Origin of the sequence: Marinobacter pelagius (assembly GCF_003315345.1) — a bacterium.
GTDB classification, from domain to species: Bacteria; Pseudomonadota; Gammaproteobacteria; order Pseudomonadales; family Oleiphilaceae; genus Marinobacter; species Marinobacter pelagius_A.
This window is the reverse complement of record NZ_QNRO01000002.1, coordinates 172,651-191,208: the sequence shown is the minus strand read 5'-3', so window position 1 is coordinate 191,208 and position 18,558 is coordinate 172,651. Positions and strand designations below refer to the sequence as shown.

Genomic DNA, 18,558 nt, shown 5'->3' with positions numbered 1-18,558 from the left:
GGTTTGAATATGGGGTCAGATGAACTTGTTCATCAGACCCCTGAGTTTGGCGAGACCATGGGCTTGCTCCGGGGTCTGAAGAAAGCCTTATTCTGACCCCTCCTTCACTCAAGCCCTCGGTTTCACCCCCGAATCACATGGTTCAACACACTCCGCAACTTCAGCGGCTTCACCGGCTTGTTCATCAGCAGGTAGCCCAGCTCGCGGATATGCTGCTTCAACTCGTTGGTGTAATTGGCGGTGATCATCAGCACCGGCGCCGGAACCGCCCGTCGGCGGTTGATTTCCCCCACCACATCCACACCGTTTTCGTCGTTATCAAGATGGTAATCCGCCAGGATGAGATCCACGGGGCAGGACTCGATCGACAGCTGTTGCTCCAGATCCTCCAGGGACACCGCCGTTACTACCCGGCAGTCCCAGCCCTCGAGAAGGGTTTTCATGCCCTGGCAGATAGCCTGGTCGTTGTCGATGACCCACACACGGGCACCGCTCAGGCCGTCATCAAGACTGTTCCCCATCCCGTTATCGGCGCCTGGCCGGCGGGGTTTCAGCTGGCCCAGGGGGACCTGTACGCTGAACACCGACCCTTTGCCCTCCACCGAGGACACGGTCACCTCATGGCCGAGCATGCGGGAGATCTTGTCCACGATCGCCAGACCCAGGCCCAACCCCTTGTCCGTCTGCGAACCACTCGGCCGGATACGTTTGAACTCCTGGAAGATTTCCGTGAGTTTGTCCTCGGGAATCCCGGGCCCGGTATCCCAGACCTGCAACAGGATATGGTTTCCGCTCCGCCGGCAACCGAGCAGAATGCGACCGGAGCTGGTATAGCGGATGGCGTTGGTGAGGAAGTTGCGCAGTATCCGGGCCAGGAGCTGGGAATCGGACTCCACCACCGCTGACGAGGGGACAAAGTCCAGTTGCAGGTTCTCCGCCAGCGCCATCTGGCGGAACTCGCGGGCGATGTTATTGAGCAGATCCCGCAGGTCAAAGGCAGTGACATCCGGCTTGATCACGCCCGCATCCAGCTTGGAGATGTCCACCAGCGTACCCAGCAGGTTCTCGACATCGTCCAGGGAGGTACTGACCGAACGCACCAGTCCCTCCGCCCTGGGCCCGAAGGATTGCTCCTGCAGGGCGCTGGTGAACAGGCGGGCAGCGTTCAGCGGCTGCAGCAGGTCGTGGCTGACCGCAGCCAGGAACTTGGTCTTGGACAGGTTGGCTTGCTCGGCTTCCTGCTTGGCATCCCGCAGGCGAGCCTCCACCACGGCACGCTCCGCGATTTCCTGGCGCAGCTGGTTATTGAGGCCGGTCAGAGCCGCCGTGCGTTCCTTTACGCGGCGTTCCAGGTTGTCGTAGGCCTGCTCCAGCGCCAGAGCAGTCTTGCGCCGGTCAGTGATGTCCCGGATCAGCACGAAGAAACCGACGATATCTCCGAACTCGTCAAAATTCGGGACGTAGGAGCGCAGCATGTAACGCACTTCTCCGGCATCACCGGTCTCCTCCAGCTCAAAGGTGATGTTGTGGCCGTCCAGGACCTCCCTGATCTGGGGCAGCAATCGCTGGTAAAACTCCGGGCTGTGAATCTGATCCAGACGCTGCCCCAACAGGGGCGCACCCTCCCGTCCGTACCAGGCCTCGTAGACTTTGTTGCAGAACTGCACGGTCATGTCCGCACCGACATAGGCGATCAGGGCCGGCACATGGTCGGTAACCACCCGGATCCAACGCTCACTCTCTTCCAGAGCCTTGATCCGACGCGCCATCTCGCTGTTCTTGACGTCGGTAACGTCGGAATACAACACCACCAGACCGCCCTCCCGGGTCGGCCGCTCGGTCATCTGGACCCAACGGTCGTTGGATAGCAGGAATACAGTGCCTTCGGACTCCTCGTGGCTGTGCTCCTCGACAATCAGGCCACAGGCCACCGCCCTGGCCTTCACGTCTTCAATGGAGGTACCCGCCTCGGGTGGGCTGACACCGGCATGGCGCCAGTAACTTCGAAACCGGCTATTGCTCTGGATCAGCCGGTGCTGGCGATCGAACAGGACAAAACCGTCGGCGATGCTCTCGATGGCATCACTGAGTCGCTGGCGGGTGGTTTCCGCCTCCTCCCGGGCCCGGCTCAGGGCTTTGTTACTGGCCTTGAGCTCCTCCATGGTGTGGTTGAGGGCTTCGGTACGCTCGCGCACCTGCTCGGCCAGGATGACCGAGTGCTCGAACGCCGCGTAGGGCTCGGGCTTGTGCGCGACACCGGATTCCACCCGTACGATCAGGGCATCACGGATGCGGCGCAGCCGCTGGTTTTCCGCCTCCAGCTCGGCAATGCGCCGGTCCTTCAGCTCTCCCTTGAGATCCTCAGGGTGTTCCCGAGCAGGCATCCGGCTGGCCAATCACCACCCCCGTAAAAGTCTGGTTGATATGCATGCCGTCGAACTGTTCGCCGTAGGTGTTGAAGCCAATAACCTTGTGATGCCGCATGAACTCGGACACCGCGTCCACCTCGCCGGTCAGTTCCGCCTCCAGCCGCCGCAGGAAACAGTCGCAGCCGATGGTGACCAGCGGCGCGCCCACCACCCGCTCGGAGGCTTCGATCTGCTCCCGTACGCTGTCGAGCAGGCCTTCCGGCTCCATGGCGGTCATCACAATGCCCGTCTCGACGGCACAATAGAAAGTCAGGCTGCCGTCCGGATTGGCCCGCTGGATCGAGCGGACGAAATAGTGGCCACCGATCTTCACGCCCAACGGCCTCAGGGCAAAGGTCTTACGGTCCAGGGCATCGACGCTGACACCCACCGCCCGGGCATACGCCTCTGCCGCCGGCTCGGCGTTAAGTTCATACACGGTCCGGCTCTCCGGGCAGGCATCGGTGACCACCAGTTTCTCGCTGCGGTCCACCATGTGGTGGGTAGAGAACACCCGGAAATCCAGCGGCGTATTCACCAGCATCACCGTGGCCGCTCCGGTGTGGAACTGGCCGTCGAAAAACACGTGGGTATTGGCCAGGCGCTCGTCGTCGCCGGCCGAGCCGCCGAACTGGGGAATGGTGCCGAGGGCGGAATTGAGGGTGGTGAGCACCAGCTCTTCCCGACTGGACAGGCCATCCAGCAGGGTAATGGCAAAGGTATTACCCTTCACCGGGGCCAGCCTGGCGTCCCGGCAGGTCGCCAGCAGGCCGTCGATAACGCCCTGGGCATCCTGGAGTGTGAAACGGTTGAGCTCCGAGATCAGGGCACAATCGATGGCGAAATAACGTTGGTCAAAGCCGATGGCGGTAATACAGCCCCGGCCATAACCGTCCGGGGTGATTTCCCCGGCCGAGGTGCAGCCGCAGATACGGGCATCCGGGAAGGCACGGTCCAGTGCCGGCCCGAGCCGCTCCAGGTCGTACTCGGCGGAGCAGAAGAACAGGACACAGCCAAGGTGCTCGTGGTTCAGCTGGCTGGCAAGCTGGGTGGCCGCCAGCACCGGATCTCGCACGCTCGCACTTGCCACCCTGACTGCCGGCAGGGTCGTCGCTGGCCTCATGGTCACCGGCTCCAAAGGTTTCAGGGTTTCTTCAGATTCTACAGTATCCCCTTAACCAGCCAATGCGACTTCCGTGCTTTTTATCGAACCGGGTGAGTCATCGTAAGCCATTGATTTCAGCATACCGCGCGGTCAATTCACGATGCCGCTGACAGTCAATCACCAGCGAACCGGCACTTAAGTCGTAATCTCCAGAATGGATTTCGGGATTACGACCCACCCGGAAAACGGTCCAGCTCCTGCACGCAGTCATCCAGGAACGACGACGGATCCGACATCACCGACTCGTCCGCCACCACACCGAACTGGACCTGGCCGGCGTAACTGGCGATGCTGATACCGACACCGATATCGCCGGCCTGCGGCACCCAGAACATCTGTTCGGTGATCCGGCAGCCGGCGAGATAGCGCGGTTCCCGTTTGCCGGGTACGTTCGACACCACCACCGACGCCTTGCGGTAGAACACATCGGCGATGGGCTGGCGCAACGGATCGGGGATCACCGAGGCGGTGGAGGCCAGCCCCCAGGCAATGCCCGGCTGCCAGCTTTTCTTCAGCCGGCGGGTTTCCTGCTTGATCCGGTACAGCCGCTCCAGGGGGCTTTCGCCATCCACTGGCAGCGGTACAAACACAGTACCAAAGTAATTTCCCAGGGTTCCGGGCTTCGGTTTCAGCTCCTCCGGCAGACGGCCACGGATATCCACCGGCACCGCGGCATGCATGACCGCCTGTTCCAGCTCGTCATCACTCAGCCCCAATCTGGGCCGGGCTGCGGCTGCCACGCAACTGAGCAACACATCATTGATGGTGACGTTGGTAGTCCGGGCAATGGCACCGAAGCGCTCGAGCGGGACCGGTGTCGACCAGCGGCAATGACGCCTGCCCAGCAGCGGCCGCCGGAGTTCGGAGGGGGAGTCTTCGGGCTCTACCAGAAAGTCCGTGACTTCGTTCAGCAAGCGCAGGCCTTTCTGGGCGTATTGCTCAAGGGCCTGCCCCGCGTACTCCAAGGAAGCTGTCGCCGATCGGGACTCATCGGCCCCGGGTTCCCGGTCTTGTTGCCCCGGCACCAACTGTTCCAGCCAGGCCTGGGCGGCGGTGGTCCAGCGGGAAAACTCACCCTGTTCCGGCGCGCCATAGAGCGCCGGGTGCTGCCTCGGCGAGGCCGGGCAGAGCTGGTCAAAGATCCCCAGCAGGGACAGGCCATCGGCGTAGCAATGGTGCATCCGTAACACCAGCGCGGCACCGCCGGGGGCATTGGGTGCCAGCCAGAACTTCCACATCGGACGGAACAGCGGCAAGGGTTCATTCAGCCGGGCGGACACCCATTCCTGCAGCCCCTCCTCTGAGAAGCGCTCGATGACCACGTCCAGATGACGCCGGACATCGAACTCGGCATCCCGCTGCCACCACCAGCCGGGGCCTCTCTGCACCGGGCGATGCACAAAGCGCTCCCAGGCAATCCAGTACACCTCCAGGAATTCACGAAACCGGGGCGCGGTGAGCCCATCGACCCTCAGCATCACGGTAATGGTCATCGGATTATCCGGGCGCTCCAGTGCCAGCCAGGCCGAATCTGCGGGCAGCAGGAGATGCGATTGCGCTTGACTCAAACCTGAGGGTCCCCGGGGTCAGTAACATCCAATGGTACGTAAAAACCGAACACCGCATTGTGCCAGACAACCCGAAACGGCTCCACACGGCGAGCGCCGCACACGGTTACAAAAAATTACACGTGAGTAACTGTTCAGTCCTATACTGGTTATAAGCCTTGATGCAATGGTTATTAGCGGGCGCGATCCCCTGTCTATTGGCCGGGGAATGCCGAAAAAAGTGTATCCGGCGCCAATAAATGCCCGCCACCATCGCGGTACAACAAGGTTACCAGCACAAACCAATACCAATAACCGACATTTGCAGTGCTGGGGGGAGAGCAGGTATGAAAGCGAGCCATGTTCGCAAGCTGATCAAGCCCATCGAGAGCGCCTACTCCGAGATGTTCTCGGGGCGCGTCTATCGCGTGGGCAAGGGTGCTGTTTCGGTCCGCAACCACAGTGGGAAGGCGGAGCAGACGGTTATTGGTGTGCACGGCTTTCTCGAGAACCACTGCTACTTCACCCAGGCCTACGAACGGGCCACCACCGAACTGATCCTGCTGACCTGCAGCAACTACCACATTCCGGTGAACGGCGTCACACCCGAGACTCCGGACTGGGAAGTGCCCATCAAGCATCTGGAAGGCACCATCGAATACGATGCCTGCATCCTCAACCAGTCCCTGGCCAACCTGCCCACCACCCGTAACATCCGTGTGCACGGCCACTCCCGCGGCGGCGCGGTGATCCTCGAAGCCATGAAGCAATGGCCCGAACTCTACGAGGAGGTGGAAGTGGTACTCGAGGCCCCGGTACTTCCCCAGGGACGGCTGCACGGTCTGGTGACCATGCTGCTGGAGCCGGTCAGTCATGGCATGTGGCCCTGGCTGATTCGACTGATCAACAGTGCGCCCCAGTCCGCCTACGGCCAGACTTTCTTCGGCAAGATGAATCCACGGAAGAAGCAGTTGCTGAGTAAGCTGTTCTCCGCCACCAAGGACCATCTGACCATTGTCCGCAACATCGAGAATATCATGGACTGGATGACGCGGACCGACACCTCGGTGTACCAGCATATCCGCCACGGCACCTTCCTGATCCCGGCGGTGGACCGGATCCTGGACCGCTCCGCCATGCTGGCCAGCGCCCGGCAGAGCCCGACCACCATGCGGATCGTGGAAACCGAAGCACCGAGCCACTTCATTACCCTGGACAGCAAGGAATGGGTCCCCGGCTTCGAGAACCTGCCGGCCACCGCCCAGGGATGACCCTGCTGCATCTCCGGTTCCGCTCCGCTAAACTGGCGCCCCCATCCACGGTTTAGCGGAGCTGCCCCATGTACCGTGACCGCCTGGTCGCCACCCCTGTTCATTCCGAAGCGGCAAGCCGGCTTCAGCGGTTGCTGTTGGCGTACCACGACTTCCGGCAGCACAAGTCGGCGCACCCGCTGGCAGAGGACACTTTCAGGGTGGCGGACTGGCAGGCCCGACGACTCAAAGCCACCCACCAGGACCTGTATGACCATCCCGCCTACCGCCCCGGCCTGGAATTCCTACTCACCGATCTCTATGCACCCGCCGGCATGACCCGCCGGGACGACAACATCGACCGGATTTTCCCGAAAATGGTCAAATGGCTGCCGGACAACCTGCTGGATACCTTTGCCGGGCTGGTGGAGCTGAACCTGGTGACCCAGGAGCTGGACCTGGAACTGGCCGAACTGCTCGACCGGAACCGGCAGCCGGTGGCGGAACTGGATACCACGGTCTACTGCGAGGCCTACCGGGCAAGCCGGCGGCTGGACGACCGGTCAAGGCAGATTCAACTGGTTGCCGAGGTCGGGCAGCAGCTGGACCGCTACGTGCGCAACCGCACCCTGGGCTGGCTGCTGTCCATGGCGAAAACACCGGCGGAAATGGCGGACCTGAGCGACCTGCACAGTTTTCTGCACCGCGGTTACAGTGCCTTTCGCAAGATGGACAATGTCGATGGCCTGATTGAACGGCTGGTGTGGCGGGAACGGAGAGTAATGGAGCAGATTCTGGCGGGCCACCCGGCGCCTTTCGAGCTACCGGGCGACCTCTGAGCCGTCAGGCCTGGATGATCTTGTCGAGCTGGCTGTGAATCTCCTGCTCGATGCGGTGCTTGAACGGCCGCAGCATCAGGCCCAATTCCAGACGGATATGCAGGTCATCCGGGGTGATGTTCAGGTGGCCTTTTACGCCACTGCGCTTGAACTTCATGACATCACCTTCCCACTGATAATGCACATCGAACTGCTTCGACAGATCCTGGGCCAGGGTTTCTGCCGCTTGGCGGGCGTGCTCCTTGTCCAGGGAATGGGGGCGATGAACATCGATGACAGACATGGATCAGTTTTCTCTTCCAAATTGAAACGGTTTTACAGTGTAAGGCGGTATTAAACTTGTAGCCACCCCGCCAACCGTTAGAATACGGGGTTCAGATTCTGACAGGACATCCCCCATGAGCGAGCAGCAAACGCCAGCCAATGCGTACGGTTCCAGAAACGGCCAGGACGACGTTACCCATTTCGGTTTCCGCAACGTGCCGAAAAGCCAGAAGGCCGGCCAGGTGGCCGAGGTCTTCCACAGCGTGGCGGGCAAGTACGACCTCATGAATGACCTCATGTCCATGGGCATTCACCGGCTCTGGAAGCGTTTCACCATCGAGCTTTCCGGAGTGCGCCCGGGGCACCAGGTCCTTGACATCGCCGGGGGCACCGGCGACCTGACCATGAAATTCTCAGATCTCGTGGGTCCATCGGGCAAGGTCGTCCTCGCCGACATCAACGCCTCCATGCTCCAGGTCGGCCGCAGCCGGCTGATGGACCGGGGTTACGCCGGCAATATCGAATACGTGCAGGCGGATGCCGAGCACCTGCCCTTCCCGGACAACAACTTCAACGCCGTGTCCATCGCCTTCGGCCTGCGCAACGTGACGGACAAGGATCAGGCCCTGCGCGACATGGCCCGGGTACTCAAACCCGGCGGCAAGCTGATGGTGCTGGAGTTCTCCAAGCCCACCAACCCGCTGCTGAACAAGGCCTACGACATGTACTCCTTCAACGCGCTGCCGTTGATGGGTCAACTGATCGCCGGTGACAGCGAGAGCTACAAGTATCTGGCCGAGTCCATCCGCATGCACCCGGATCAGGAAACCCTCAAGGGCATGATGGAGAACGCCGGCCTGGTGAATTGCCGCTACTACAACATGACCGGCGGCATCGTCGCCCTGCACGCGGGAATCAAGCCCTGATGTTTCCGGGCCCGACCCTGCAGGCTGCCGCCAGCGCCATCATCGAGAATGCCCTGAACCGGGCACTCGAGCTGGACCCGGCCGGTCGCCAGTCCCTGGTCAAAGCACTGACGGGCCCGGTGCAGCTGGATATTACCGCCCCGGTACCACTGACCTATACCCTCGACCAGACCGGGGAACGGGTTCAGGTCAGCAGCCAGCCTCCAATGGAACCAGCGCTGCGGATCAGTGGCCGGCCGCTGGCCTTTGCCGCCCTGGCCGTGGGCGATGACCGGGTATTTGCGGACGGACGGCTGGCTGTGGATGGCGATACCGGCCTCGCCCACCAGCTCCAGCGGGCCCTGAACCAGCTGGATCCCGACTGGGAAGCCGCCATGGCCCGGCATATCGGCGACGTGCCGGCACACTTCCTTGGCAAACGCCTGCGCCATGCAGTGAAATGGAGCCGGGAAGCGGTCCGCTCCATGAACGCGAACATCGAGGAATACCTCCACGAGGAGAGTCGCACGCTACCCGGGCGCCGGGAACTGGAAGCCACCTTCGGGGATATCGATGAGCTGAGCCTGCGCACCGAGCGCCTGGAAGCCCGGCTCCGGCTGCTGGAAGACCGCGAAATCACTGACGAACCGGAGAACCCGTGACCCGCCTGAGACGCCTGTTCCGAATTGCCTGGGTATTCTGCCGTTACCGCCTGGACACGTTTCTGCCCATCGCCGAATTGCCGACACCCCTGAAGGTGTTCTTCCTGCTGGCTCCCTGGCACCTGTTCCCGCAGCCGAAACTGAGCCGGGGCGACCGGTTGCGTCTGGCCCTGGAAGAGCTGGGACCGGTGTTCGTGAAATTCGGCCAGATCCTGTCCACCCGGCGCGACCTGCTGCCGGACGACATGGCCGAGTCCCTCAAGCAGCTCCAGGACCGGGTACCGCCCTTCCCCAGCGACACCGCCCGCAACATCATCGAAACCTCCCTGGGCAAGCCGGTATCCGAACTGTTTGCGGAGTTTTCTCCTGATCCCATGGCGTCCGCCTCGGTGGCCCAGGTCCACGCCGCCACCCTGCCCAACGGCCAGCGTGTGGTGGTCAAGGTGCTGAGGCCGGGCATCGAAAAGGTGATTCACCAGGACCTGGCCCTCATGTACCTGATGGCCGGCCTGCTGGAGAAGTACTGGTCCGAGGGCAAGCGCCTGCACCCGGTGGACGTGGTCGCCGACTACGATTCCACCATCCACGATGAACTGGACCTGCAGCGCGAGGCCGCCAACGCCAGCCAGCTGCGCCGCAACTTCGAGAAGTCGTCGCTGATCTACATCCCCTTTATCGACTGGGACTACACCCGCAAGTCGGTACTGGTGATGGAACGCATCCACGGCATTCCGATCGCCGACGCACCCGCGCTGGAAGCCGCCGGGGTCAACATGAAGGTACTGGCGGAAAAGGGCGTGGAAATCTTCTTCACCCAGGTGTTCCGGGACAGCTTTTTCCATGCCGACATGCACCCCGGCAATATCTTCGTCGACGTGTCCAACCCGGCAGACCCGCGCTACATCGCCATCGATTTTGGCATTGTCGGCACCCTGGCCCCGGATGACCAGAGCTACCTGGCCCGCAACCTGCTGGCCTTCTTCCGCCGGGATTACCGCCAGGTGGCGCAATTGCATATCCAGTCCGGCTGGGTACCACCGGACACCCGGGTCAACGAGTTCGAGGCCGCCATCCGCACCGTGTGCGAGCCGATCTTCGAACGCCCCCTGAAGGACATCTCCTTCGGTCACTTCCTGCTGCGGCTGTTCCAGACTGCCCGGCGCTTCAATATGGAGGTCCAGCCCCAGCTGGTACTGCTGCAGAAAACCCTGCTCAATGTCGAAGGCCTGGGCCGCCAGCTGTATCCGGAACTGGATCTCTGGAGCACCGCCCAGCCGTTCCTCGAGGACTGGATGCGCAAGCGCATTGGCCCCTCCGGATTGCTGAAGTCGCTGCAGTCTCACCTGCCCTCCTGGCTCGAACAGTCACCGGAGATGCCGCAACTGATCCACGACGCCCTGTTGCAGATGCGGCATGCCGGGCCCACCGAACAGCAAAACCGCGATACACTGGAGCTGTTGCGGCAGCAGCAGGCCCGCACCGAGCGACGCTGGCGCCGGGCCGGCCTGGCTGTGGTACTGGTGGCTGCGGCGGTGATCGGCACCCAGCCCGAGGCCCGGGCCTGGGTCGAGAACACGCCGGCATGGAGCTGGGCCCTGCTGGCCATCGCCGGCGCGCTGGTGCTGCGCGGCGGCCGTTAAACCACAAGACAAACCGGGATTCACATAAATGCAAAAAAGCTCCGCTACTGTCGACAGCCCTGACTGGTTGAATGCCATTCGCTGGACCGAGGACGGTCTGGTCCCGGCCATTGCCCAGGATGCCGAAACCGGCGAGATCCTGATGATGGCCTGGATGAACCGGGAATCCCTCCGGCTGACCGCGGAAGAAGGTCATGCGGTGTACTGGTCCCGCTCCCGTGGCAAGCTCTGGCGCAAGGGCGAGACATCCGGCCACCAACAGGTGGTGAAGGACATCCGGCTGGACTGCGACGAGGACGTGATTCTGCTGAAAGTCGAGCAGAAAGGCGGCATTGCGTGCCATACTGGCCGACGCAGCTGTTTTTACCGTACCCTGAAGGACGGAGCGTGGGTTGCGGTGGATCCGGTGATCAAGGATCCGGACGCAATCTATGGCAACAAGTAAGGAGCAGCCCGTGAGTGATGTACTGGAACGCCTGGCCCAGGTACTGGAAGCCCGCAAGAACGCAGACCCGGAGTCATCCTATGTCGCCAGCCTGCATGCCAAAGGGCTGAACAAGATCCTGGAAAAGGTCGGTGAGGAATGCACCGAAACCCTGCTGGCTGCCAAGGATGCCGAGCACAGCGGCGAAACCTCGGATGTGGTCTATGAGACCGCTGATCTGTGGTTTCACAGCATGGTCATGCTGTCCCGGCTGGGACTCGGACCAGACGACGTCCTGAACGAACTGGCACGGCGTTTCGACCTGTCAGGACTGGAAGAAAAGGCATCCCGGAGCAAGTAGGCAGGTATTACCCCTTTCGGGGGTTTCCGCATGACGGCTCCGTTAACGTACAATGTCTCTGAACTGAAACAATGAGAATGAGGAACCCCGCATGGGTATCAGTATCTGGCAACTCCTGATCGTACTTGGCATTGTCATCCTGCTGTTCGGAACCAAGAAACTGCGGAACATCGGCAGCGACCTCGGTGGCGCTATTCGCGGCTTCAAGAAGTCCATGAATGACGATGACACCGCGAAGGACGAAAAGGACTCCCTGGAAGAAAAGTCCGAGGCCGAGCCCAAACAGGCTGAAGCGGAAGACAAGCCCCGGGAAAAAACCCACAGCTGAGACCTGGCTGAATGTTCGATATCGGCTTCCTTGAGCTGCTGATCTGCGGCGTTATTGCCCTTTTGGTGCTTGGCCCCGAACGGCTCCCCACGGCCGCCCGGGCTGCCGGGCGCTGGGTGGGGGCAGCGCGCCGTATGGTCGGCCAGTTCAGTTCCGAGCTTGACCGGCAATTGAAAGCCGAGGAGCTGCGCGAGGAACTCCGCAAAGCGGGCGATGTCGGCCTGGACGATGTGCAGAAAACCGTGCGGGGGGCTCTGGATGAGGCCAAGAAGTACGAGCACATGATCCTGGCCGACGACGAAACCCGCAAGCCCAGGCCTGCGCCGGCAACACGCCGCATGGCCGGTGAAGACGGGGAAACGGATTCCTCCGGCGCAGACAGAAACAGCCAGGACTCCAAGACACCGGAACCGTCCAGCGAAGCCTCCGGTGAACGCGAGACCCAATCAGGCCCGTCGGATAACCGTTCATGACCCAACAGCCAGACGGCAACCAGATCCATACCGAACAACAACCGGAAATGCCACTGATCGAGCACCTGCTCGAGCTGCGCAACCGGCTGTTGAAGATGGTGCTGGCCGTGGTGATCTGTTTCGCCGCGATCTATCCCTTCGCCAATGAACTCTATCTCTGGTTGAGTGAACCGATCCGGGAGTTGCTGCCGGTTGGCCAGAGCATGATCGCCACCGACGTCACCTCACCCTTCTTCGCACCCCTGAAGCTGGCGCTGGTGCTCTCGGTCTTTGCCGCGATCCCGATCATCCTCTACCAGCTCTGGAGCTTCATCGCCCCGGGGCTATATGCCCACGAGAAGCGCCTGGCATTCCCGTTGCTTTTCACCTCGGTGATCCTGTTCTATGCCGGTGCCGCGTTTGCCTATTACGTGGTGTTTCCACTGGTGTTCGGGTTCTTTACCGCCATCGGACCCGAGGGCATTGTGGAGCTGCCGGACATCAGCAGCTACCTGAATTTCGTGCTCAAGATGTTCTTTGCGTTCGGGGTGGCCTTCGAGATCCCGATCGCCACGGTGCTGCTGATCCTGACCGGCGCCACCACCCCGGACGACCTGGCCGCCAAGCGTCCCTACGTGGTGGTCGGCTGTTTCATCATCGGCATGTTGCTGACTCCCCCGGACATCATCTCCCAGACCCTGCTCGCCGTCCCCATGTGGATCCTGTTCGAGTTCGGCATCCTGTTCGGCCGCCTGGCCCGCCGTGAGGTAGCCAGCGAGGATACGGAAGAATTCCCCGGCGAATGAACCTGGCACTGCTGTTTGCAGAGGATTTTGTCACCCCGGACCGGGCCGTGCTGACCGGCCGCCGGCTGACCCATCTTCAGTCTGTACTGAAGGTCGCCGCTGGTGACCACATTCCTGTGGGTCGCGTTGATGGCCTGATGGGAAGTGGAGAGGTAATCCGGCTGACGGACACCGAAGCGGAACTGCAGGTGACGCTGGACCAACTACCGCCAACCCCGCTGCCGCTCACTCTGATCCTGGCTATGCCCCGGCCCAAGATGTTCCGCCGGGTACTGCAGACCTGCGCCTCCCTCGGTATCAAGGATCTCTGGCTGATCAACAGCTACAAGGTGGAGAAGAGTTTCTGGCAGACCCCCTGGCTGTCGGAGGACAACCTGCGGGAAAACCTGACCCTGGGCCTCGAGCAGGCCAAAGATACGGTGATGCCGACCGTTCACATCCGCAAACTGTTCAAACCCTTCGTGGAAGACGAGCTGCCGGGCATCCTCGCCGGCAAGCGGGCACTAGTGGCCCATCCCGGTACACCCACGCCCTGCCCTGTGCACCTGGATGAACCGGCCGTGCTCTGTGTCGGGCCCGAGGGAGGGTTCACCCCGTACGAGGTCGGCAAACTGGAGGAAGCCGGTTGCCAGGAGGTCCATCTCGGCCCCCGGATCCTCCGCGTGGAAACCGCCGTGCCGGTGCTGGTCAGCCGGCTGTTTGACGCCTGCCGATAACCCGCAGCCTACCCTTTCGCAGCTTCTTCGCGGCGTTTCTGCCACCAGTTGATCAGGGGCGTCAGTACCCCGACCAGGATGCCACCGGCCAGAACCCCGAACAGGCCATCAGCCAGGGTGGACACCAGCGTGGCGCCGATACCACCAAAGCCTTCGGCGAAATGGTGGATGGCATCGTAGACCGGTGGCAGACCATGGGTGAGAATGCCACCGCCCACCAGGAACATGGCAATGGTGCCCAGGATCGACAGGGTCTTCATCATGTAGGGGGCGAGCCAGAGGATGCCTTCGCCGAGGCGCTGGGCCAAACCACTGTCCTTCTGGCTCAGGTACAGTCCGCCATCGTCCAGCTTCACGATACCGGCCACCAGGCCATAAACCCCGACTGTGACCATGACCGCCACGACCGTCAACACCAGGAACTGCATACCGATGCCCTGCCCGGTGACGGTACCCAGGGTGATGGCGATGATTTCCGCCGACAGGATGAAATCCGTGCGTATCGCGCCCTTGATCTTGTCCTTTTCCACCACCTTCAGGTCGACATCCGGATTCTTCAGGGCCTCGTGCAATTCCTGCTTGTGGGCGTCATCCTCCTTGCCGTGCAGAAACTTGTGGGCCAGCTTCTCGAAGCCCTCGAAACACAGGAACGCACCGCCGAGCATCAGCAGCGGGATCACCAACCAGGGTACAAAGTAGCTGATGGCCACCGCGGCTGGCACCAGGATCGCCTTATTGACAAAGGACCCCTTGGCTACCGCCCAGACAACGGGCAATTCCCGGGCCGGTTTCACGCCGGTGACCTGCTGGGCATTGAGCGCCAGATCATCCCCCAGAACCCCCGCGGTTTTCTTGGTGGCGGCCTTGGTCATGAGGGAGACATCGTCGAGGATGGTGGCGATGTCGTCGATCAGTGCGAGCAGACTGCTTCCTGCCATGGGAAAATCCCTTGTTCTGGTGGCTCTATCGGTTAATCAGCGAGGCCCATGGCCTCGGCGGCTATACGGTTCTTGACCGGCCCAAGCCGGTCCAGCCAGCGCATGCCCGCATTGCGAAGCCAGCGTAGGGGCAACTCATCCCGGGCAAACAACTGCTTGAAGCCCTCCATGGCCGCCATCATGGTGAGGTTCTCACCTTTGCGGCGGCGCTGATAGCGGGCCAGAACCAGTTCATCATCCGGAACCAGCTCAAGCGACTTCGCCCGTTTCATTTCATCAAGCAGGGTCCGCACATCCCCGTACCCCAGGTTGGCACCCTGGCCGGCCAGGGGATGGATGGTATGGGCCGCATCCCCCACCAGGGCCAAGCCATCGGCCACATAATCCTTGGCATGGCGCTGCCGCAGGGGAAAGGCAAAACGGCGGGAAACCGCAGTCACACTGCCCAGCTCACCTTCGATGGCCCGCTCCAGTTCAACCCGGAAATCATAATCACCGAGGGCCATCAGCCGGCGGGCTTCAGGGGTATCCTGGGACCAGACAATGGAACAGAAGTGTTCATCAAGATGTTCATTCAGCAGCGGCAGGAAAGCCAGCGGACCGCCAGGGGAAAACCGCTGCCAGGCGGTATAACGGTGGCTCTGGGCCGTCCGCACCGTGCAGACAATGGCCTGCTGGTCGTAATCCCATTCCCGCGTGGGCATTCTCGCCCACTGGCGCAGGCGCGAGTTGGCGCCATCGGCTCCGATCACCAGCCGGGCCGCCAGCCGGCTACCGTCTTCCAGTTCAACGCCTTCCGTCCGGGACCAGCTCCGCACGCGGACCCCGTCAAATAGCGTTACCTCACTGGCCAGCAATTTCCGGAACAAGGCCCGGACGATGTTGCGATTCTCGACGATGGTGCCCAACGCCCGGGCATGCAGTTCAGCGGCATCGAAATGGATCCGGCCGGTACCATCACCATCCCATACGATCATTTCCCGGTAGCCGCAGTGGCGGCTCGCCGTCACGCCAGACCAGGCCCCCAGCTCTTCCAGCAGCCGCTGACTGGCTGCGGAAATGGCACTGACCCGGGGCTCGAAGCCTTCCACCGTTGAGGCGGGCTCCACCGCCGCGAGTAATGTGTCCCGCGAGGCACCTTCGACCAGACCGACCTGCCAGCCCTGGCGGGACAACCCCAGCGCCAGGGCCGATCCGATCATGCCACCACCGACGACGACAATATCGAAGGAGCGGGTGTCGGCATTACTGATCATGGCGGGAATCCTCACTGGTCGCTGTGGAAACTGATGGAACAACCGCCCTGCGGCCGCCTATGCCCATGGCTTTTCGGGCAAACCAGCGCTTGGCGCCGGGCACCAGGTCGAGCCCGACCAGCCCGGCATCCCGTGCTGTTGCCACGGTTAACAGCGACTGGCCGAAGATCCGGATCAGAGAATCCGAGAACTGTACCGTCTGCTGCCAGTCCCGGCGATGGCGCCGCTGGTATTCACCGAGCACCGACAGCTCACCAATCGAACAGCCCTCGTCCACCGCCCGCCGGAACTGTTCCACCAGGGTCATCAATCCCCGCAGGGCCAGGTTGAAGCCCTGCCCGGCCACCGGGTGCAGGGCATGGGCAGCGTTGCCCACCAGCGCCACGCCCGGGCGTACGACCTCATCCATGGTGGTGAGCTTTAACGGGTAGTGGCTGCACTGGCCGATCCGGGTGAACCGACCCAGCCGCCAGCCAAACCGCTCCTGCAAACGCCGGCACTTCTGCTCATCCGACAGCTCCAGCACCTCCGCCAGGGCCTCATCGGTCAGGGTCCACACCAGCGCCGACTGGTTCTCGGGCCGGCGGGGCGAGCCGTGGGGCAACAGCGCCATCGGGCCATCGCCGGTAAAGCGTTCATAGGCAGTAAACTGGTGGGACTCACCGGTGGAGACATTGGCAATCAGCGCATTCTGCCCGTAGTTTTCGGTGCGTGTGACAAAGCCCAGCTTTTCCCGCAGTCCGGAACGGCCGCCATCGGCCACCACCAGGCATTGCCCGGAGACTCGCTCCTCCTGGCCGTCCTTGCGGATCAGCACGTCAACACCGTCCTGTGTCGGAGTCATGTCCATAACCTCCGCCGGCGCCTGCCACTGCACACCGGTATCGAGCAACGCCCGCATCAGGCACAACCCCATCCAGCGATTGTCGGCCACATAGCCGAGAGCTTGCTGGTGATGATCTTCCGCATGCAGTCGGGTGGCTCCGAAATGGCCGCGATCGGAAACATGGATATGGCGGATGGGCGTGGCGTGTTCCGACAGCGCCGACCAGAGTCCCAGCTCTTCAAAAATGAGCCTGGAACCCCAGGACAACGCTGTGGAACGGGCGTCATAACTGGGCTGGTAGTCCTCCGGCAGGGCATCCGGAGACAACGGGAAGGTCTCCACTACCGTCACCCGAAGCTCGGGCACGGTCCGGGCCAGCGCCAGGGCCAGGGTGGCGCCAGCCAGGCCGCCACCGGCAATAATCAGGTCAGTCTCGGATGCGGTCACCGTGTCAGTCCGCCATCAACGCTTCAATCTCGGCAATGGTCTTGGGCACCTCTTCGGTCAGCACGCGGCAACCGTCTTTGGTTACCACCACGTCGTCCTCGATGCGGATGCCAATTCCACGCCACTTCTCGTCCACACTGGTGTTGTCCGGGGCGATGTACAGGCCGGGCTCCACCGTCAGGACCATACCCGGCTCCAGCTCCCGCCAGGCCTCTCCGATCCGGTAGTCACCCACGTCATGCACATCCATACCCAGCCAGTGGCCGGTGCGGTGCATGAAGAAAGGCTTATAGGCTTCCTTCTCGATGGCCTCATCCACATTCCCGGACAACAGGCCGAGATCGATCAGCCCCTGGGTGAGCACCCTGAGCGCTGCCTCATGGGCATGGTTCCAGTGATTACCGGGCCGCACGGCATCAATGGCCTCGTACTGGGCCGCCAGCACCACTTCGTAAAGGGCTCGCTGCTCCGGGCTGAACCTGCCGCTGACGGGGAAGGTCCGGGTAATGTCCGAGGCGTAGCATTCCAGTTCACAACCGGCATCGATCAGCACCAGATCCCCCTCTTTCAGGGGCGCACTGTTCTCGATGTAATGCAGTATGCAGCCATTGGCGCCGCCGCCCACGATGGAGGGGTAAGCGGTGGACCGGGCGCCGTGTTCCATGAAGGTATGGATCAGGGTGGCTTCCAGGTTGTATTCAAAACCACCCTGGCGCGCCCGTTTCATGGCGTTGCGATGGGCTTCGGCACTGATCTTGCCGGCCTTCGCCATCACCTTGATCTCGTTGGCGCTCTTGTACAGGCGCAGGTCGTGGAGCAGGTGCTCCAGAGCCACAAACTCTCCGGGGGGATGGGCGCCGGTGCGCACCTTGCTGCGGAGGGTCTTGACCCACTCCATGACCCGGTGATCGAAGCTCTGGTCCTTGCCCAGGGGATAATAGACCCGGCTGCGACCTTCGATCATACCCGGCAGGATGTCGTCGATATCCGAAATCGGGAAAGCATCGTCCAGACCATACCGCTCGATAGCGCCTTCGGGACCACACAGAAAACCGTCCCACAGTTCTTTCTCCGGGTGGCGTTCTTTGCAGAACAGCACCGCCTCGCCATGTTCGCGACCGGGAATCAGGGCCAGCACCGCCTCGGGCTCACCAAAGCCGGTCAGATACTGGAAGTCACTGTCCTGCCGGAAGGGGTGGAGTACATCCCGGTTACGCACCCGCTCCGGGGCCGCTGGCAGGATGGCGATACTATCCGGCGCCATGCGCTCCATCAGCTTACGGCGGCGCTCGGCGAACTCCTTCACGGGTATCATGGACGACAT

At 62.1% G+C, this 18,558-nt stretch carries 19 protein-coding genes; 11 read left to right on the top strand and 8 right to left on the bottom strand.

The window, feature by feature from the left end; genetic code table 11:
• Positions 1 to 122 precede the first annotated feature (122 nt).
• The 3 genes from DET50_RS03065 to DET50_RS03055 form a co-directional block, all read right to left on the bottom strand.
• Positions 123 to 2,384 (bottom strand): hybrid sensor histidine kinase/response regulator, encoded by a 2,262-nt coding sequence (locus DET50_RS03065; RefSeq protein WP_113861576.1) that lies wholly within the window; start codon positions 2,382 to 2,384, stop codon positions 123 to 125.
• Positions 2,362 to 3,531 (bottom strand): nitric oxide-sensing protein NosP, encoded by a 1,170-nt coding sequence (nosP, locus tag DET50_RS03060; protein ID WP_113861575.1) that lies wholly within the window; start codon positions 3,529 to 3,531, stop codon positions 2,362 to 2,364. The genes DET50_RS03065 and nosP overlap by 23 nt, the downstream gene beginning before the upstream one ends.
• A 209-nt stretch (positions 3,532 to 3,740) precedes the next feature.
• Entirely contained in the window at positions 3,741 to 5,141 is a 1,401-nt protein-coding gene (locus tag DET50_RS03055; RefSeq protein WP_113861412.1) for a WS/DGAT domain-containing protein, read from the bottom strand.
• 326 nt (positions 5,142 to 5,467) lie between these two features.
• On the opposite strand from DET50_RS03055, the gene DET50_RS03050 reads away from it, so the two are divergent.
• Positions 5,468 to 6,391, top strand: a complete 924-nt coding sequence (locus tag DET50_RS03050; protein ID WP_113861411.1) for an alpha/beta hydrolase — start codon at positions 5,468 to 5,470, stop codon at positions 6,389 to 6,391.
• Positions 6,392 to 6,459: 68 nt separating this feature from the next.
• Positions 6,460 to 7,209 (top strand): DUF8198 family protein, encoded by a 750-nt coding sequence (locus DET50_RS03045; protein WP_113861410.1) that lies wholly within the window; start codon positions 6,460 to 6,462, stop codon positions 7,207 to 7,209.
• A gap of 4 nt (positions 7,210 to 7,213) precedes the next feature.
• Here DET50_RS03045 and DET50_RS03040 read toward each other — a convergent pair whose 3' ends face one another.
• Positions 7,214 to 7,492 carry a polyhydroxyalkanoic acid system family protein gene (locus DET50_RS03040; protein ID WP_113861409.1) on the bottom strand — a complete coding sequence of 93 codons (279 nt, stop codon included), beginning with the start codon at positions 7,490 to 7,492 and terminating at the stop codon, positions 7,214 to 7,216.
• 115 nt (positions 7,493 to 7,607) lie between these two features.
• Here DET50_RS03040 and ubiE point away from each other — a divergent pair, with 115 nt between their 5' ends.
• The 9 genes from ubiE (at position 7,608) to DET50_RS02995 (ending at position 13,767) form a co-directional block, all read left to right on the top strand.
• Positions 7,608 to 8,399, top strand: a complete 792-nt coding sequence (gene ubiE / locus DET50_RS03035; protein WP_113861408.1) for a bifunctional demethylmenaquinone methyltransferase/2-methoxy-6-polyprenyl-1,4-benzoquinol methylase UbiE — start codon at positions 7,608 to 7,610, stop codon at positions 8,397 to 8,399.
• Positions 8,399 to 9,040 carry a ubiquinone biosynthesis accessory factor UbiJ gene (locus DET50_RS03030; RefSeq protein ID WP_113861407.1) on the top strand — a complete coding sequence of 214 codons (642 nt, stop codon included), beginning with the start codon at positions 8,399 to 8,401 and terminating at the stop codon, positions 9,038 to 9,040. The genes ubiE and DET50_RS03030 overlap by 1 nt, the downstream gene beginning before the upstream one ends.
• On the top strand, positions 9,037 to 10,680 hold the full coding sequence (ubiB, locus tag DET50_RS03025; protein ID WP_113861406.1) for a ubiquinone biosynthesis regulatory protein kinase UbiB: 1,644 nt from the start codon (positions 9,037 to 9,039) through the stop codon (positions 10,678 to 10,680). Before DET50_RS03030 ends, ubiB begins: the two co-directional genes overlap by 4 nt.
• Positions 10,681 to 10,708: 28 nt before the next feature.
• Positions 10,709 to 11,125, top strand: coding sequence for a phosphoribosyl-AMP cyclohydrolase (hisI, locus tag DET50_RS03020; protein WP_113861405.1), 417 nt, complete (start codon positions 10,709 to 10,711; stop codon positions 11,123 to 11,125).
• A gap of 10 nt (positions 11,126 to 11,135) precedes the next feature.
• Entirely contained in the window at positions 11,136 to 11,465 is a 330-nt protein-coding gene (locus DET50_RS03015; protein ID WP_092003718.1) for a phosphoribosyl-ATP diphosphatase, read from the top strand.
• Between the two features lie 91 nt (positions 11,466 to 11,556).
• Complete coding sequence (gene tatA, locus DET50_RS03010) at positions 11,557 to 11,793, top strand: Sec-independent protein translocase subunit TatA (RefSeq protein WP_113861404.1); 237 nt, start codon at positions 11,557 to 11,559, stop codon at positions 11,791 to 11,793.
• 11 nt (positions 11,794 to 11,804) lie between these two features.
• Entirely contained in the window at positions 11,805 to 12,266 is a 462-nt protein-coding gene (gene tatB, locus DET50_RS03005) for a Sec-independent protein translocase protein TatB (protein WP_113861403.1), read from the top strand.
• Positions 12,263 to 13,051, top strand: a complete 789-nt coding sequence (gene tatC / locus DET50_RS03000; protein ID WP_113861402.1) for a twin-arginine translocase subunit TatC — start codon at positions 12,263 to 12,265, stop codon at positions 13,049 to 13,051. The genes tatB and tatC overlap by 4 nt, the downstream gene beginning before the upstream one ends.
• A complete protein-coding gene (locus DET50_RS02995; protein ID WP_113861401.1) occupies positions 13,048 to 13,767 on the top strand; it encodes a 16S rRNA (uracil(1498)-N(3))-methyltransferase in 720 nt (239 codons plus the stop codon). The genes tatC and DET50_RS02995 overlap by 4 nt, the downstream gene beginning before the upstream one ends.
• Before the next feature lie 8 nt (positions 13,768 to 13,775).
• Here DET50_RS02995 and DET50_RS02990 read toward each other — a convergent pair whose 3' ends face one another.
• The 4 genes from DET50_RS02990 to pepP are packed head-to-tail and all read right to left on the bottom strand — an operon-like array spanning position 13,776 to position 18,558.
• Positions 13,776 to 14,705: a DUF808 domain-containing protein gene (locus DET50_RS02990; RefSeq protein WP_113861400.1), complete on the bottom strand. Its 930-nt coding sequence runs from the start codon at positions 14,703 to 14,705 to the stop codon at positions 13,776 to 13,778.
• A 32-nt stretch (positions 14,706 to 14,737) separates the two neighbouring features.
• On the bottom strand, positions 14,738 to 15,961 hold the full coding sequence (locus DET50_RS02985; RefSeq protein ID WP_113861399.1) for a UbiH/UbiF/VisC/COQ6 family ubiquinone biosynthesis hydroxylase: 1,224 nt from the start codon (positions 15,959 to 15,961) through the stop codon (positions 14,738 to 14,740).
• Positions 15,951 to 17,234 carry a 2-octaprenyl-6-methoxyphenyl hydroxylase gene (gene ubiH / locus DET50_RS02980; protein WP_113861398.1) on the bottom strand — a complete coding sequence of 428 codons (1,284 nt, stop codon included), beginning with the start codon at positions 17,232 to 17,234 and terminating at the stop codon, positions 15,951 to 15,953. The genes DET50_RS02985 and ubiH overlap by 11 nt, the downstream gene beginning before the upstream one ends.
• A gap of 4 nt (positions 17,235 to 17,238) precedes the next feature.
• The gene (gene pepP, locus DET50_RS02975; RefSeq protein ID WP_113861397.1) at positions 17,239 to 18,558 is read right to left on the bottom strand and encodes a Xaa-Pro aminopeptidase; all 1,320 of its coding nucleotides are present in this window, start codon (positions 18,556 to 18,558) and stop codon (positions 17,239 to 17,241) included.